Origin of the sequence: Streptomyces seoulensis (assembly GCF_022846655.1) — a bacterium.
Taxonomy (GTDB): domain Bacteria; phylum Actinomycetota; class Actinomycetes; order Streptomycetales; family Streptomycetaceae; genus Streptomyces.
Map to the genome: position 1 here is coordinate 3,116,493 of NZ_AP025667.1, position 16,427 is coordinate 3,132,919.

The following is a 16,427-nucleotide window of genomic DNA, read 5'->3' on the forward strand; positions in this document are numbered from 1 at the left end:
GCGCGGGGCCCCGGGACGCCGAGAGGGGCGGCCGGAGGTCTCACGGACCTCCGGCCGCCCCTCTCGGGCGCCGGTGCGGCGGGCTCAGCGGGCGGGCGTGAGCCAGACCGTGGAGAGCGGCGGCAGCGTCAGCCGCAGTCTGCCGTCCTCGGGGCAGAGCTTGCCCGGGTCACCGACCGGGACACCGCTGCCGCCGTAGCGGACCGCGTCGGTGTTGAGCGCCTCCTGCCACGCGGGCACCTGCTCGGGCGCCCAGAGCCGGTAGTCCTCGCGGACGACGGGCGAGAAGTTCGACACCGCCAGCAGGGGCGTGCCGTCCTCGGCGTACCGGACGAACGCGAAGACGTTGTCGTCGGCCGCGTCGCACATGGACCACTGGAAGCCGCCCGGGTCGGTGTCCCGCTGCCACAGCGCCGGCGCGTCCCGGTACACCGTGTTCAGGTCCCGCACCAGATCCCGCATGCCCCGGTGGTCGGCCGCCGAGTGATAGTCGTCGGCCAGCAGCCACCACTCGGGCCCGTGCTTCTCCGACCACTCGGCGCCCTGCGCGAACTCCTGCCCCATGAAGAGGAGCTGCTTGCCGGGGTGGGCCCACATGAAGCCGAGGTACGCCCGGTGGTTCGCGCGCCGCTGCCACCAGTCACCAGGCATCTTCGACACCAGCGCCTGCTTGCCGTGCACCACCTCGTCGTGCGAGATGGGCAGCACGTAGTTCTCGCTGTACGCGTACACCATCGAGAACGTCATGTCGTGGTGGTGGTACTTGCGGTGCACCGGCTCCTTCTGCACGTACTCCAGGGAGTCGTGCATCCAGCCCATGTTCCACTTCAGGCCGAACCCGAGGCCGCCGCTGTCGGTCGGCCGGGTCACGCCCTCCCACGCCGTGGACTCCTCGGCGATGGTCACCACGCCGGGGCAGCGCCGGTAGACGGTCGCGTTCATCTCCTGGAGGAACGCCACCGCGTCCAGGTCCTCGCGCCCGCCGAAGACGTTCGGCGCCCACTGCCCGGAGTCCCGCGAGTAGTCCAGGTAGAGCATCGAGGCGACCGCGTCCACGCGGAGCCCGTCGATGTGGAACTCCTCGCACCAGTACACCGCGTTGGCCACCAGGAAGTTGCGCACCTCGGTCCGGCCGAAGTCGAACTCGTACGTCCCCCAGTCCGGGTGCTCCGCGCGCCGGGAGTCCCCGGGCTCGTACAGCGGGTCGCCGTCGAACCGGGCCAGCGCCCAGTCGTCCTTGGGGAAGTGGGCCGGCACCCAGTCCATGATCACGCCGATGCCCGCCCGGTGCAGCGCGTCCACCAGGTACTTGAAGTCGTCCGGCGAACCCAGCCGCGGCGTCGGCGCGTAGTACGAGGTGACCTGATAGCCCCACGACCCGCTGAACGGGTGCCCGGCCACCGGCATCAGCTCGACATGCGTGAAGCCCAGGTCCCGTACGTACGCGGGCAGTTCCTCCGCCAGCTCGCGGTAGGTCAGCCCCGGACGCCAGGACGGCAGATGCACCTCGTACACCGACATCGGCGCCTCGTGCACGGGGGTGTCGCCCCGGTGCGCCATCCACTCGGCGTCGTCCCACGCGTAGCGGGAGGAGGTGACGACCGAGGCGGTGTCCGGCGGGACCTCCGTGAGCCGGGCCATCGGGTCCGCCTTCAGGAACCGGTGGCCGTAGCGCGAAGTGATCTCGAACTTGTACCTGGCGCCCTCGCCGATCCCCGGCAGGAACACCTCCCACACCCCGGCCGCGCCCAGCGAGCGCATCGGGTACTGCGTGCCGTCCCAGAACGTGAAGTCCCCGGCCAGCCGCACCCCCTGGGCGTTCGGCGCCCACACGGTGAACCGGGTGCCCGCGACGCCCTCGTGGGTCATCGGCTCGGCGCCCAGCGCCTTCCACAGCTCCTCGTGCCGGCCCTCACGGATCAGATGCAGGTCCAGCTCACCGAGCGCGGGCGCGAAACGGTACGGGTCGTGCACCGTCTGCTCGCCGTCCGCATAGCCGACCACCAACTCGTAGGCGGGGATCTCCCGGTAGGGCAGCACGGCCGAGAAGAGACCGCCGCCCTCCGAGACGAGCGGCGAGCGCACCCCGTCGGCCAGGACGCTCACGCCGAGCGCGTTCGGGCGCAGGGCACGGAACAGTACGCCGCCCGGTACCGGGTGGGCGCCCAGCAGGGCGTGCGGGTCGTGATGCGCGCCGCCCAGCAGACGGTCGCGCTCCTCGCCCTTCAGGGCGATGTCCGACGTGCGGACGGGGCCCGAGGTCTCGGGCAGCGAAGTGTCGCGCAGTGCCATGGTTCAGCCTCTCCACTCGGCGAGCCGCTCGATGGCCGCCATCGGGACCGGAAGCCAGTCCGGCCGGTGTCTCGCCTCGTACAGGACCTCGTACACCGCCCTGTCCGTTTCGTGTGCGCGCAGAAGCGCGTGTTCCTCGCGCGGGTCCCAGCCCGCACGGGCCGCGTAGCCCGCGCAGAACGCCTCCCGGCAGCGGCTCGCCCACTCGGGCCGCCAGGGGCGGCGCTGCCGCGCCGCGTAGTCGAAGGAGCGCAGCATCCCGGCGATGTCACGCACCGGGGACTGCGCTGTCCGCCGCTCGGCGAGCGGACGGGAGGGCTCGCCCTCGAAGTCGATGACGAACCAGTCGGACCCGGCGCGCAGCACCTGGCCCAGATGCAGATCACCGTGCACGCGCTGGGCGGCCGGACCCGAGTCGCGGGCGGCCAGTGCCCCGAACGCGGCCCTGAGACCCGGCACATAGGGCCGCAGCCCCGGCACCGCCCGCGCCGCCGCGTCCAGCCGTGCGCACATCGCGTCGGCCGTGACGGCGTTCTCGTCCCCGCCGGCCGCCGGGAACGCCCCGGCCAGCGCGAGGTGCACCTCGGCCATGGCCCCGCCCAGCTCGCTCGCCTCGGCGGTGAAGTCGTCCCCCAGGGCCAGCGCCCCGAGGGCCAGTTCCCAGCCGTCGACCGCGTCCGGCAGGAACGGCTGGAGCACGCCCAGCGTGGCCGGGCGCGGCGCGGTGGTGCAGAACCACGCGACCGGCGCGGGCACCCGCGCGCACCCCTGGGCGGCCAGCGCCTGCGGCACCTCCAGGTCCGGGTTGACGCCCGGCTGGATACGGCGGAACAGCTTCAGGATGTACGCGTCGCCGTACACGATCGACGAGTTGGACTGTTCGCTGGTCAGCAGCCGGGGCGTGAGACCGCCGGGCACCCGGGCGGCCTCGTCCACCTCGAAGCGCAGCGGTCCCGCCGTGCCGGGCTGCCGCAGCCGCTCCAGCAGCAGGTGCGCGCAGCGCGGGTCGTGCAGCGCGTCGTACACGGCGAACCCGGCCAGCGGTCCGTGCTCGGCGCGCCCGATGTACGCCCGGTCGAGACTCGGCTGCGGCCGCTCGCGCAGGCCGAGCAGCAGTTGGTAGCAGTCGCCGGGCGGGGGAGTGCCGCCGGGCGTGGGCACGGGTGCGTGCGAGGCGTTCACCAGCAGGTGCAGGCAGCCCGGGAACAGCTCGGTGACGGACAGCACCGACAGATCGGCGGCCGGGCGGTCCTTGCCCGCGAACCAGCGCTGCCGGGGCAGCCAGTCGCGCAGCAGGCCGCCGAGCGAGGCCAGGAGTCCGTCGGTACCGGTCGCCGCCGGCGGGCTGAGGGTGATGGTCTTCGGCATGGTGACGCGTCCTTTCCTCGGCGCCGAGCGCTCAGCGGCGGCGGCCGATGCGGGATGCGGGTCGGGTGAGCCTGAACCAGTAGAAACCGTGGCCCGCGAGGGTCAGCAGATACGGCAGCTCACCGATCGCCGGGAACTTCACCCCGCCGATCAGCTCCACCGGGTGCCGCCCGTCGAAGGCCCGCAGGTCGAGCTCGGTGGGCTGCGCGAACCGGGAGAAGTTGTGCACGCACATCACGAGGTCGTCGCCGTACTCGCGCAGGAAGGCCAGCACCGCCGGGTTGGACGAGGGGAGTTCCGTGAACGAACCCAGTCCGAAGGCGGGGTTCTGTTTGCGGATCTCGATCATGCGGCGGGTCCAGTGGAGGAGGCTGGACGGGGAGGACATGGAGGCTTCGACGTTGGTGACCTGGTAGCCGTGGACCGGGTCCATGATGGTGGGCAGGAAGAGGCGGCCGGGGTCGCAGGAGGAGAAGCCCGCGTTGCGGTCGGGGGTCCACTGCATGGGGGTGCGGACGGCGTCGCGGTCGCCGAGCCAGATGTTGTCGCCCATGCCGATCTCGTCGCCGTAGTAGAGGATCGGCGAGCCGGGCAGGGAGAGCAGGAGTGCGGTGAACAGCTCGATCTGGTTGCGGTCGTTGTCGAGGAGGGGTGCGAGGCGGCGGCGGATGCCGATGTTGGCGCGCATACGCGGGTCTTTCGCGTATTCGGCCCACATGTAGTCGCGTTCCTCGTCGGTGACCATTTCGAGGGTGAGCTCGTCGTGGTTGCGCAGGAAGATGCCCCACTGGCAGTTGGTGGGGATGGCGGGGGTCTTGGCGAGGATCTCCGAGACCGGGTAGCGGCTTTCGCGGCGGACGGCCATGAAGATGCGGGGCATGACGGGGAAGTGGAATGCCATGTGGCATTCGTCGCCGCCGGTGGAGTAGTCGCCGAAGTAGTCGACCACGTCCTCGGGCCACTGATTGGCCTCCGCCAGCAGCACGGTGTCCGGGTACTGGGCGTCGATCTCGCTCCGGACGCGCTTGAGGAAGGCGTGCGAGGCGGGCAGGTTCTCGCAGTTGGTGCCCTCGGCCGCGTACAGGTACGGCACCGCGTCGAGCCGGAACCCGTCGATACCCAGGTCCAGCCAGAACCGCAGGGCGGCCAGGATCTCCTCCTGCACGGCCGGGTTCTCGTAGTTCAGATCGGGCTGGTGCGAGAAGAAGCGGTGGAAGAAGTACTGTCCGCGCACCGGGTCGAAGGTCCAGTTGGAGACCTCGGTGTCGACGAAGATGATGCGGGCGTCCTGGTACTGCTTGTCGTCGTCGGCCCACATGTAGTAGTCGCCGTAGGGGCCGTCGGGGTTGTTGCGGGACTCCTGGAACCACGGGTGCTGGTCGCTGGTGTGGTTCATGACGAAGTCGATGATGACCCGCATGCCCCGCTGATGGGCCGCGTCGACGAACTCCACGAAGTCCGCGAGGTCCCCGAACTCGGGAAGGACGGAGGTGTAGTCGGATACGTCGTAACCACCGTCACGCAAGGGCGACTTGAAGAACGGCGGGAGCCAGAGGCAGTCCACGCCGAGCCACTGCAGGTAGTCGAGTTTGGCGGTCAGACCCTTCAGATCGCCGACACCGTCGCCGTCGCTGTCGTGGAAGGAGCGGACCAGCACTTCATAGAAGACGGCACGCTTGAACCACTCGGGGTCCCGGTCCTTGGCGGGAGTGTCCTCGAAAGTGTCCGGCACGGGTTCGTTGACGGTCATGACGCTGAAGGCCCTCCGATCTGAGACGTCGCCCGCTCGACGCGCAGCACATGCGCGGGGGCGCGGCCGGGGCTGAGGCACACGTAGTTCCCGCTGCCCCAGTGGTAGGTCTCGCCCGTCAGTTCGTCGTGGACGGACAGGGCGTCGTTCCAGTCCAGGCCGAGTGGTGGCAGGTCCAACGAGACCGTGGCCTCCTGGGTGTGGTGCGGGTCGAGATTGACGACCACGATGACCGTGTCGTCGCCGGTGCTCTTGCTGAACGCGAGCACGGAGTCGTTGTCGGTCCGGTGGAAGCTGAGATTCCGCAGACGTTGCAGCGCGGGGTGGCGGCGGCGGATGTCGTTCAGGCGCGTGATGAGGGGGGCGATGGTGCGGCCCTCGCGCGCGGCCGCCTCCCAGTCACGCCGTTCGATCTGGTACTTCTCGGAGTCGAGGTACTCCTCGCTGCCGTGCCCCAGCGCCTGGTTCTCGCAGAGTTCGTAGCCGCTGTAGATGCCCCAGGTGGGGGAGAGGGTGGCCGCGAGGATGGCACGCACCTCGAAGGCGGCGCGGCCGCCGTCCTGGAGGTAGGCGGGCAGGATGTCCGGGGTGTTGGCGAAGAAGTTGGGCCGCATGTAGGCGGCCGCGTCCCCCGAGAGTTCGGTGAGGTACTCCGTCAGCTCCTGCTTGCTGTTGCGCCAGGTGAAGTAGGTGTACGACTGCTGGAACCCGATCTGGGCCAGCGTGTGCATCATCGCCGGGCGGGTGAACGCCTCCGCCAGGAAGATGACGTCCGGGTCGGCACGGTTGATCTCGCCGATGACGCGCTCCCAGAACACCACCGGCTTGGTGTGGGGGTTGTCGACGCGGAAGATCCGCACCCCGTGCTCCATCCAGTGCCGCAGCACCCGCACGGTCTCCGTGACGATGCCGTCCATGTCCGCGTCGAAGGCGACCGGGTAGATGTCCTGGTACTTCTTCGGCGGGTTCTCCGCGTAGGCGATCGTGCCGTCCGGGCGGTGGTGGAACCACTGCGGGTGCTTCTCCACCCAGGGGTGGTCCGGGGAGCACTGCAGGGCGAAGTCGAGCGCGACCTCCAGGCCCAACGTCCGTGCCCGGTCCATGAAGTGGTCGAAGTCGTCCAGGGTGCCGAGGTCGGGGTGGATGGCGTCGTGGCCGCCCTCGGGAGAGCCGATCGCCCACGGGACCCCGACGTCGTCGAGGCCGGCGGTGAGGGTGTTGTTGCGGCCCTTGCGGTGCGTCGTCCCGATGGGGTGGATCGGCGGGAGGTAGACGACGTCGAAGCCCATCTCCGCGATGGCGTCGAGGCGCTCGGCCGCCGTGCGGAACGTGCCGTGCGGCTGCTCGGCCGTGCCTTCCGAGCGGGGGAAGAACTCGTACCAGGACCCGTACAGGGCGCGCTCACGCTCCACCAGTAGCGGCATCGGGTCCGAGGCGGTCACGAGGTCCCGCAGCGGGTACCGGGCGAGGACCGCCTCGACCTCGGGTCCCAGCGCGTCCTTCAGGCGGGCGTTGACCGAGAGGGTGTCGTCGCCGAGCGCCTCGGCGGCGGCCAGGACGAGGTCGCGCTCCGGACCCCTGGGCGCTCCGGCGGCCGCGCGCTCGTAGAGCTCCGCGCCCTCCTCGAGCACCAGCCCGGTGTCGATCCCGGCCGGGATCTTGATGCCGGCCGCGTGCCGCCAGGTGGCGATCGGGTCGGACCACGCCTCCACCCGGTAGGTCCAGCGGCCGGTGGCGTCCGGGGTGATGTCCGCGCCCCACACGTCGCTGCCGGGGGACAGCTCGCGCATCGGGGTCCACGGGCCGCGTCGGCCCTTGGGGCCGCGCAGGACCACATTGGCGCCCACCGCGTCGTGCCCCTCACGGAACACGGTCGCGCTCACGCGGAACGTTTCCCCGGCCACCGCCTTCGCCGGGCGCCTGCCGCACTCCACGGCCGGCCGGACATCACGTACCGGTACGCGGCCGATGGCCGGGGTCCTGCGCATGGATCTCACCTCCGCCGTGCGCGAAGCCGGGCACACGGGGCCCGGCTTCGCGGTCCTGGATACGGGGCCGGCAGGTGCCGTCCCGTAGGGGAACGCCATGTACGGTGCCAGGTCAGGGGCTTGGCGCCGTGGATCGCCGCTCCGGTGACTGCGCGCGTCGCGCCATCCGGCCGGGCTGCGGCCGCCCGTCCTGCTCGCTCAGATAACCGGCCGGGGTCGAGCGCAGATACCGCTCGGCGGCGTCCGCCGCCTCCCTGGCGCAGCGTTTTCCCATCAACACGCACAACGTGTAGCCCGAGTCCTCGAAGGTGCTCCGGACCGTGCGGTCGTGGGGCGAGGCGAGCATCACGCGCTCCCACGCCCGGTAACGCCGCAACTGCCGGGCCACTTCGGCCTTGGCGGGTAGCAGCATGGTCCCCTTCACCTTCCACGGCTCTCGACCGGTCGCGTTCCCGACGGTCGGGTGGCGCCGCGCACGGGAGGGCGCGGCACCGTTACGGCGATCGAGGCTTTCACTCATGGTGCACGGGTAAACACACTCCGTCCTGTTGGATCTTCAACGATCCCGCCGTTCGTGATGCTCGTGTTGCACGAATGGCGTAGCAGTCGCACTGTGGATGATGACTCAGAAGCGACTGGCGTTCACGCTGAGTGTTCGGTGATCCCGCCGGACGGCCGTGGAGCAGGAGCTTCGCCGGTGAGGAGCAAGCGACAATGGAGACCGCAGTGCCCCGCTACTACCACCTCGACGTGGAAGTCAGCCCGGAACGGGTGGGACAGGTCAGCCGCATCCTGGCCGCCCACCTCAGCCACTGGGACCTCGACAATCTCGTGGACCCCGTCCGCCGCGGCACCGAGATTCTGCTGCGCGCCATCGACCAGCACGCCCCGGACACCACCACCTCCATCGAGATGTGGTGGAACGGGCAGCACCTCATCACCGCCATCGGCGGCGGCGACCGCGATCTCGGCCCGGACGAGGGTCTGCGCGCCTGCCTCGCGGACATCGCCGCCATGAGCGACGGATGGGGCTGCTGCGCCACCGAGACCGGAGCCAGGATCATCTGGTTCTCCCAGCGTGCCCGTGCCGACCAGCGGGTCCCGCTGGTCCCGACCGCTCCCTCGCCGCACATCCGCCGGATGCTCCGCGTGCCCCGCGCGGCCCCGGTGCCCGAACAGGTCGCCGAGGTGCCCGCCGGCGCTCTGGTGGGCGCCCGGTGACGGCCAGGAAGTCCCGGAAAGGGGTGCCCGTGTGGAGCGGGCACCCCTATCCGTTGGGCGCCTCCTACGACGGCCAGGGCACCAACTTCGCGCTGTTCAGCGAGGTCGCCGAGCGCGTGGAGCTGGTTCTCGTCGACGACGCGGGCGCCGAGACGTCCGTACCCCTGAACGAGGTCGACGGCTTCGTCTGGCACGGCCATCTGCCCGGCGTCGGTCCCGGCCAGCGCTACGGCTACCGGGTGCACGGTCCCTGGCAGCCCTCCCTCGGCCACCGCTGCAACCCGGCCAAGCTGCTGCTCGACCCGTACGCGCGGGCCATAGACGGCCAGACGGACAACGACCCCTCGCTCTACGAGCGCGACCCGCACGGCCCGGCACCCGCCGACAGCGCCGGGCACTCGATGCTGGGCGTCGTCACCGACCCCTACTTCGACTGGGGCGACGACCGCCCGCCGGGCCGCCCCTACTCCGAGTCCGTCATCTACGAGACCCATGTGCGCGGCCTGACCCGCACCCACCCCGACGTGCCGGAGCGGCTGCGCGGCACCTACGCGGGGCTGGCGCACCCCGCGGTCACCGGGCATCTGACCTCGCTCGGCGTCACCGCGGTCGAGCTGATGCCGGTCCACCAGTTCGCACAGGACGGTGTGCTGCGCGACCGGGGCCTGTCGAACTACTGGGGCTACAACACCATCGGCTTCTTCGCCCCGCACAACGCCTACGCCGCCCTCGGCTCGCGCGGCCAGCAGGTCAACGAGTTCAAGGCCATGGTCAAGGCGATGCACGCGGCCGGCCTGGAAGTCATCCTCGACGTGGTCTACAACCACACCGCCGAGGGCAACGAGATGGGCCCCACCCTCTCCTTCCGGGGCATCGACAACGCCTCGTACTACCGCCTGGTCGACGGCGACTGGGCGCACTACTACGACACCACGGGCACCGGCAACAGCCTGCTGATGCGGCACCCCTACGTGCTCCAGCTCATCATGGACTCGCTGCGGTACTGGGTGACCGAGATGCACGTCGACGGGTTCCGCTTCGACCTCGCGGCGACCCTCGCCCGGCAGTTCCACGAGGTGGACCGGCTCTCGGCGTTCTTCGACCTGATCCAGCAGGACCCGGTGATCAGCCGCGTCAAGCTCATCGCCGAGCCGTGGGACCTGGGGGAGGGCGGCTACCAGGTCGGCAACTTCCCCCAGCTGTGGTCGGAGTGGAACGGCAAGTACCGGGACGCCGTACGGGACTTCTGGCGGGCCGAACCCGGCTCGCTCGGTGAGTTCGCCTCCCGGCTCACCGGCTCCTCCGACCTCTACCAGGCCAGCAACCGCAGGCCCCGGGCCAGCGTCAACTTCGTCACCGCGCACGACGGTTTCACCCTGCGCGACCTCGTGTCGTACAACGACAAGCACAACGAGGCCAACGGCGAGGGCAACCGGGACGGCGAGAGCGACAACCGGTCCTGGAACTGCGGCGCCGAGGGCGACACCGACGACCCGGCCGTGCTCGAACTGCGGGCCCGTCAGCAGCGCAACCTGCTGGCCACCCTGCTGCTCAGCCAGGGCATCCCGATGCTCGGCCACGGCGACGAACTCGGCCGCACCCAGGGCGGCAACAACAACGCCTACTGCCAGGACAGCGAGGTCTCCTGGGTCGACTGGGACCTCGACCCCGAGCAGCGCGCCCTGGCCGACTTCACCCGGCGCCTGATCGGCCTGCGCGCGGAGCACCCCGTGCTGCGCCGGCGCCGGTTCTTCCGGGGGGAGGAGCGCGCGGCCAAGCGCAAGCAGCCGCTGCCCGACCTGATCTGGCTGCGGCCCGACGCGCGCGAGATGACCGACCAGGACTGGCGGCGCGGCGACGCGCACTCGGTGGGCGTCTTCCTCAACGGCGACGCCATCGCCGAGCGCGACGCCTACGGCCGCCGGGTCGTCGACGACTCCTTCCTGCTGCTCCTCAACGGCTACTGGGAGCCCGTCGACTTCCGGCTGCCCGCCGCGTCCTACGGCGACCGCTGGACGACCCTGATCGACACCGCGGACCCCGAGGGCGTCCCCGACGAGCGCGAGCGCAAGGCGGGCACCCGGCTCCCGGTCGAGTCGCGCAGCCTGATCCTGCTGTCGAGACCCTCCCGCGACGGCTGAGGACGCACACGAAGAGGGCGCCCACCGGACTGCGGTGGGCGCCCTCTTCGTGTGTCAGCGCGGGTCGCGCGAGGTCACCGTGAACTGGGCCCCGTCCGGGTCCCGCAGGACCGCCTCCCGCTCGCTCTCACTCAGCACGCTGCCGCCGTGCTTCTCGGCGCTGCGGGCGCAGCGCGCCACGTCCTCGACCGAGAAATGGATCTGCCAGTGCGGCCGCACCGAGGGGTCCGGGGCCGCCTCCACCGCGCCGGAGTCGATCCGTGCCACCACATTGCCCTGGCTGCGCAGCACCACCTCGCCGCCCTCGTACTCGACCTCGCAGCAGCCGGGCTTCCCGGTGGCCCAGTCCAGCACCTCGCCGTAGAAGATCGCGGAGTCGAAGGCGTTGCGGGTGTGCAGGCGGATGAACGCGGGGGCGGAGCGCTGCCAGGACTCCCAGTCGGAGAACAGCTCGCCCTGCCAGATGCCGAACGTGGCCCCGTCCCGGTCGGCGAGCAGCGCGCCCCGGCCGGGCGGGAAGGACAGCGGGCCCACCGCCGCCGTGCCGCCCCGTTCCCGGACGCGTGAGACCGCGACATCGGCGTCGGGGACGGCGAAGTACGGCGTCCAGGCCACCGCCGTCTGCCACATGCCGGCGACCGCGGCGATCCCCGCGACCGGCACGCCGTCCGCGAGCGCGATCCGGAAGTGGTCGCCCAGCTTGGCGCCACGCCAGCGCCAGCCCAGCACCGCGCTGTAGAAGCCCTCGGTGGTGTCCAGGTCGCGGCTGGTCAGGCTCACCCAGCAGGGGGCGCCGAAGACGGAGTGCGTCGAGACGGCGTCCTTCTTCTTCCTCGGTCCACCGCTGACGGATGTGTCGTGATTCATGACGGTCGCGTCCTGCTCTCGGGGCCCGGCGGCCACCGGTCTCGACCAGTGTCCGGCCGGAAGGGGGTCGGCTGCCTGTCGACTACCCCCGAGAGGGGCCCTGATGTGCGGGGACATCCCGCGGCCACGCTGCGCGTCCGGGCCGTCACGAACGTGGGCGGGGCTCGCCCGAAAGAGTGAAAGGTTCAGCGGGGTGCGGGGCGTCTCAGCCGGTCTCGGTGAGCAGTTCCTCGCGCAGCCGGTCGAAGCAGCCGCTCAGCAGCCGGGAGACGTGCATCTGCGATATCCCGAGCTGCTCCGCGATCCCGCTCTGCGTCATACCGCGGAAGAACCGCAGGTAGAGGATGGTGCGCTCACGCTCGGGCAGCGCCGCGAGACACGGCTTGACGGCGGCCCGGTCCACCACGAGGTCGAAGCCGGGGTCGGGCTCGCCCAGGGAGTCACCGAGGGCGTACCCGTCCGTGCCCGCCACGTCTGCGTCGAGGGACAGCGCGGAGAAGCACTCCAGGGCCTCCATGCCGGTGCGCACCTCGTCCTCGCTGAGCCGGGTGTGCGCGGCCAGCTCGGCCACGGTGGGGGGACGGCCCGGAATGGTCTGGGCCAGTTCCTTGCCGGCGTTGCGGACCCGGTTGCGCAGGTCCTGCACCCGGCGCGGCACGTGCAGGGTCCACATGTGGTCCCTGAAGTGACGTTTGATCTCCCCGGTGATCGTGGGCACCGCGTACGCCTCGAAGGCGCGACCGCGCTCCGGGTCGTAGTGGTCCACGGCCTTCACCAGGCCCAGGGCCGCGACCTGGTACAGATCCTCCAGGGACTCGCCGCGGCCGCGGAACCGGACGGCGATCCGCTCCGCCATGGGCAGCCACAGCCGCACCAGCTCGTCCCTGAGCGCCGTGCGCTCGGGACCCTCGGTCAGGCCGGCGAGCCGCTCGAAGGCATGGGCCGTGTCGGGGGCGTCATCGTGAGGGTGGGTTCTCGTGCTGCCAGTTACAGACATCGCGTGCACTTCTCTCGCGGGCTGGGGCGACAGGCACACCGTTGAGCACTGCTGTCCCTCATCCCCAGTGTGCGGCAAAAACAAACAAACATGCCAATAAGGGGCGAAACCCGTGTCGGTCTTGACCCGGTTTTGGGCTGGGTGGCTCCATGGACGCGGGCCGTGAGAGGCGGTCGCCCGGAGTGATGTGCGGCACGCGCGCGAGCGGCGCCCGCGCGCCCGCCCGGACGGTTTCTCCTGGGCACGGCTTGATCACCGAGCGAAGCGGGCGAACCGCCCGGCCATGTGGCATTCCGCTCATTTGACAGTGTGCTGAGCACACGGATAGACAGCAGCTCGCGGATGGTCGAGAGGGGCACTGTGTACGAGCCGAACGTGGTCGGTGACTGGCAGGAATACGGCGAGCACGCCGGTCTGCGGGTCCGCGTCCATCGTCTGGAGACGGCCGAGCCGCCCAGAGGGCCCGACGACGCCGCTGCCGGGCTGACGTATTTCAGCGTCCGGGTGACGATCGAGAACCGGGGCACCCGCCCCTGCGCCGTGCAGCTCGAGGACGGGCAGATCGACGTCCGGGTCGGTGCCGACGGCGAGGGCGCCTTCATCGACTGGCGCAACTCTCAGTTCATCGAGGGCTTCGACGTGTATCCGCTGCGCCGGGCCACGGCCGTCGTGCACGCCGCCGCCGCCGAGGCCGCGCTCACCCATGTCGACGTCCAGGTCCATCTGCGGGTGGACGACGAGTGGACCGACCGCAGGCTGTGGGCCGGGGGCATCGGTCTCACCGAGACCGCCCAGGTGGCCACCGCCGCCGCGAGCGGGCCGGACAGCCTGGCGCACGAGCTGACCGCGTTCCTCCAGGAGCGGACCGAGCCCGGCACCGCCTGACGGGCGGTGGCCGGACCGGCCCCGAGGGTCAGGCGTTCGGGTCGAAGGGGATGCCGGACGGCTTCGCGGACGCCAGGTGCGAGGCGAAACTGGCGTCCTTCAGGCCGAAGTTGGCGCTGCCGAAGTCATAGGTGGTCAACTTGTCGCGCAGGCCGGGCGGGTAGCCGTCCCAGCCGACCAGCGCCGGGTACTGCCAGGTGTGCTTGTGGTTCTCCGGCGGCTCGTCGTTGCTGCTGGCCAGCCGGAAGCAGTGCGTGCTGATGCCGTCCTTGTGGTAGACGACCTTGGCGTGCGTGCCCTCGAAGCGGACCTCGGAGACCGGGTGCACGGTGAAGGAGCCGTGGTTGGACGTCGACACGTACCGTGTCTGCCCGTCCTGCACCCACACCACCACGTGCTCCCAGTCGTTGCGGTGGCCGCCGAGGCTGCTGCCGGGCAGCGCCTGGTCCTTCTCGAAGTACAGCCCGTACAGATAGCCGCACCAGCCGTTGTTGCACTTGGCGCGCGAGTAGCCGTTGGTGTTGTCCAGGTCCGAGGCGTCACGGCAGTTGCCGTTGAGCGCGCCGGTCGGGTTCAGGCCGGGGTTGATCGTGCCGTCGGTGCCTATCGCGGGCGTCGAGTAGCAGCCGTCGGTGTCGTAGTCGAACGCCGGCTGGTACTTCAGCTCCTCGGCCGTGGCGTTGACCGGGAGGGCGAGCGGGGGAGCGGCGAAGGCCGCGGCCGGGAAGGCGATCACGAGCGTGGCGGCACCGGTGAGCGTGGCGATCCATCTGCCACGCCGTCGGCGGGACGTGAACGAACCCACTTCAATCTCCAACTGCGTTGGGGGACAGGGGAGTTCAGCATCCCGGTCGGACGGCTCGCTGCCAAGGCGTCCCACCTGTCACACAAATGAAATCCTGTCAGCCGTGACCCGACGGGTGCTCAGGGACCGTCGGGGAGGTCCGCCGCCGACTCCTCCGGGGTGAGGTCCGGGCGCAGCCGCAGCCAGCTCGGCTGGCGCAGCAGCCCCGCCCGCGTCCGGGTGCTGAATCCGACCTCGCCGACCAGCCGGGGCAGCACCCACCGCGCGCCCGGAATCCGGGGAACGGGGTCGAAGGGGCACCGGTCGCTCGCGGCGGCCGCCAGCAGCGCGGCCAGCTCGGTGCGCTCGCCCTCGCTCCAGCCGGTGCCCACCCGGCCCGCGTACACCAGCCGGCCCCCGGCCCGCTGCCCGACCAGCACCGCGCCGGGCAGTCCGGACAGGCGCCCCCTGCCGGGCAGCCAGCCGCCGACGATCACATCGGCGCTCCGGATGTTCCGGATCTTGATCCAGTTCCGGGACCGCGTCCCCGGCTCGTACACCGAGTCCAGCCGCTTGCACACGACCCCCTCCAGGCCGTGCTCCCGCGTGACCCGCAGCGCCTCCGCGCCGTGCCCCACCACGGCGCCCGGCACCGACCAGCGCGGACCGCCCAGACCCAGCCCCTCCAGTAGCGCCCGCCGCCGCGCGTACGGGGTCGCCGACTGCGGGCCGGCGAGATAGGGCACGTCGAACAGCACCAGGTGGACCGGTGCCCGCGCGGCCCGGTGCGCCGCCAGGGTCGGAGTGTGTGCGAGGCCCATCCGGTTCTGCAGCGCCTGGAAGTCGGCCCGGCCCTCCGCGTCGAGCGCCAGCACCTCGCCGTCCAGGACGGCGGGGGTGGTCCCCAGGGCACCGGCCAACGGCCCGAGTTCGGGATAGGCGGCCGTGATGTCCTCCCCGGAGCGGGCGCGCAGCAGCAGGGTTCCGTCGCCGGGCAGGTACACCATCACCCGCTGCCCGTCCTGCTTGGTCTCGTACGCCCAGCGCGCGTCCTGGGCAGGAGGCGGCAGGGTGCCGGGGGTGGCGAGCATGGGGCGGACGAACGGCAGCGGCGCGACGGTCACGGCAGAACATGTCGACCGCGCCGGGCACCGCCACGCGCCCGGGGCCGCCGGTTCCCCTGAACGGAGCCGGGCGCCGCCGGTGCCCTACCGTCAAGTAATATCCGGCGCCAGGCCACCGAAGGAGAACCGTGCCCCCACGCTCACCCCTGCTGCTCGCCGGACTGCTGGCCTCGGCCGGGATCGCCCACTTCGCTGCCCCGAAGGTGTTCGACGGGCTCGTCCCCCGCGCCCTGCCCGGCTCGCCCCGCACCTGGACCTACGCCAGCGGAGTCGCGGAACTCGCCCTCGCCGCCGGGGTCGCCGTGCCCGCCACCCGCCCGCTGGCCGCGAAGGCCGCGGCCGCCTTCTTCGTGGGGGTCTTCCCCGCCAATGTGAAGATGGCCGTCGACTGGCGGCACCGGCCCGCCCCGCAACGCGCCGCCTCCCTCGCCCGGCTGCCCCTCCAGGTGCCGCTGGTGCTGTGGGCCCGAGGCGTCGCCCGTAACCCGAAGGGACAGTCATGAGCCTCCAAGTGGGCGACAGCGTCGAGGACTTCACGCTGCCGGACGAGACCGGAACCGAACGGCGGCTGACGGAGCTGCTGGCCGACGGCCCCGTGGTGCTGTTCTTCTACCCGGCCGCCCTCACCGCCGGCTGCACGGCGGAGGCGTGCCACTTCCGCGACCTGGCGGCCGAGTTCGCCGCGGCCGGGGGCCGGCCCGTGGGGATCAGCGGCGACAGCGTGGAGCGGCAGCAGGAGTTCTCCGGGCGCCACACCCTGGGCATGCCCCTGCTCTCCGACGCCGACGGGGCGATCCGCGAGCGCTTCGGCGTCAGGCGAGGCTTCTCGCTCGCCCCCACCAAGCGGGTCACCTTCGTCATCGGGCAGGACCGCACGGTCCTGGAGGTCGTCCGCAGCGAACTGCGCATGAACACCCACGCGGACCGGGCGCTGGCGGCGCTGCGCACCGCGAAGGGCTGAGCGCTGTCTTCGCGTGGCGGATGTCGGTCGTCGGCGCTCGCCAAGGGCG

Annotated in this window: 14 protein-coding genes; 5 read left to right on the forward strand and 9 right to left on the reverse strand. The window is 71.3% G+C overall.

The genetic code is table 11. The annotated features are described in order from the left end of the window. Window positions 1–84: 84 nt before the first annotated feature. The 5 genes from glgB to HEK131_RS14430 all read right to left on the reverse strand — a co-directional run bounded on the left by glgB (window position 85) and on the right by HEK131_RS14430 (window position 7,810). A complete protein-coding gene (gene glgB / locus HEK131_RS14410) occupies window positions 85–2,292 on the reverse strand; it encodes a 1,4-alpha-glucan branching enzyme (RefSeq protein WP_217464434.1) in 2,208 nt (735 codons plus the stop codon). 3 nt (window positions 2,293–2,295) lie between these two features. Further along, entirely contained in the window at window positions 2,296–3,660 is a 1,365-nt protein-coding gene (locus HEK131_RS14415) for a maltokinase N-terminal cap-like domain-containing protein (RefSeq protein ID WP_244335472.1), read from the reverse strand. Window positions 3,661–3,691: 31 nt separating this feature from the next. Further along, the gene (gene treS, locus HEK131_RS14420; protein WP_244335480.1) at window positions 3,692–5,410 is read right to left on the reverse strand and encodes a maltose alpha-D-glucosyltransferase; all 1,719 of its coding nucleotides are present in this window, start codon (window positions 5,408–5,410) and stop codon (window positions 3,692–3,694) included. Further along, window positions 5,407–7,398 carry an alpha-1,4-glucan--maltose-1-phosphate maltosyltransferase gene (locus tag HEK131_RS14425; protein WP_244335482.1) on the reverse strand — a complete coding sequence of 664 codons (1,992 nt, stop codon included), beginning with the start codon at window positions 7,396–7,398 and terminating at the stop codon, window positions 5,407–5,409. Before HEK131_RS14425 ends, treS begins: the two co-directional genes overlap by 4 nt. Window positions 7,399–7,510: 112 nt before the next feature. Beyond that, window positions 7,511–7,810, reverse strand: a complete 300-nt coding sequence (locus HEK131_RS14430) for a DUF5133 domain-containing protein (RefSeq protein ID WP_161148061.1) — start codon at window positions 7,808–7,810, stop codon at window positions 7,511–7,513. Window positions 7,811–8,112: 302 nt separating this feature from the next. Here HEK131_RS14430 and HEK131_RS14435 point away from each other — a divergent pair, with 302 nt between their 5' ends. Both HEK131_RS14435 and glgX read left to right on the forward strand, forming a co-directional pair. Next, complete coding sequence (locus HEK131_RS14435) at window positions 8,113–8,619, forward strand: pep a2 (RefSeq protein WP_217460676.1); 507 nt, start codon at window positions 8,113–8,115, stop codon at window positions 8,617–8,619. A gap of 23 nt (window positions 8,620–8,642) precedes the next feature. Further along, entirely contained in the window at window positions 8,643–10,760 is a 2,118-nt protein-coding gene (gene glgX, locus HEK131_RS14440) for a glycogen debranching protein GlgX (protein WP_374201399.1), read from the forward strand. 54 nt (window positions 10,761–10,814) lie between these two features. On the opposite strand, the gene HEK131_RS14445 is transcribed toward glgX, so the two are convergent. After that, window positions 10,815–11,627: a VOC family protein gene (locus tag HEK131_RS14445; RefSeq protein ID WP_217460674.1), complete on the reverse strand. Its 813-nt coding sequence runs from the start codon at window positions 11,625–11,627 to the stop codon at window positions 10,815–10,817. Window positions 11,628–11,832: 205 nt separating this feature from the next. Then, on the reverse strand, window positions 11,833–12,624 hold the full coding sequence (locus tag HEK131_RS14450) for an RNA polymerase sigma factor SigF (RefSeq protein WP_217460673.1): 792 nt from the start codon (window positions 12,622–12,624) through the stop codon (window positions 11,833–11,835). A 360-nt stretch (window positions 12,625–12,984) separates the two neighbouring features. Here HEK131_RS14450 and HEK131_RS14455 point away from each other — a divergent pair, with 360 nt between their 5' ends. Further along, complete coding sequence (locus HEK131_RS14455) at window positions 12,985–13,509, forward strand: hypothetical protein (RefSeq protein WP_217460672.1); 525 nt, start codon at window positions 12,985–12,987, stop codon at window positions 13,507–13,509. Window positions 13,510–13,537: 28 nt separating this feature from the next. On the opposite strand, the gene HEK131_RS14460 is transcribed toward HEK131_RS14455, so the two are convergent. Both HEK131_RS14460 and HEK131_RS14465 read right to left on the reverse strand, forming a co-directional pair. Beyond that, on the reverse strand, window positions 13,538–14,314 hold the full coding sequence (locus tag HEK131_RS14460; protein ID WP_244335484.1) for an NPP1 family protein: 777 nt from the start codon (window positions 14,312–14,314) through the stop codon (window positions 13,538–13,540). Window positions 14,315–14,433: 119 nt separating this feature from the next. Beyond that, window positions 14,434–15,384 carry an ATP-dependent DNA ligase gene (locus HEK131_RS14465; protein ID WP_244452018.1) on the reverse strand — a complete coding sequence of 317 codons (951 nt, stop codon included), beginning with the start codon at window positions 15,382–15,384 and terminating at the stop codon, window positions 14,434–14,436. Window positions 15,385–15,545: 161 nt separating this feature from the next. Here HEK131_RS14465 and HEK131_RS14470 point away from each other — a divergent pair, with 161 nt between their 5' ends. Both HEK131_RS14470 and HEK131_RS14475 read left to right on the forward strand, forming a co-directional pair. After that, window positions 15,546–15,920, forward strand: a complete 375-nt coding sequence (locus HEK131_RS14470) for a DoxX family protein (protein WP_217460670.1) — start codon at window positions 15,546–15,548, stop codon at window positions 15,918–15,920. Continuing rightward, window positions 15,917–16,378, forward strand: a complete 462-nt coding sequence (locus tag HEK131_RS14475; RefSeq protein ID WP_244335486.1) for a peroxiredoxin — start codon at window positions 15,917–15,919, stop codon at window positions 16,376–16,378. Before HEK131_RS14470 ends, HEK131_RS14475 begins: the two co-directional genes overlap by 4 nt. Window positions 16,379–16,427: the final 49 nt, after the last annotated feature.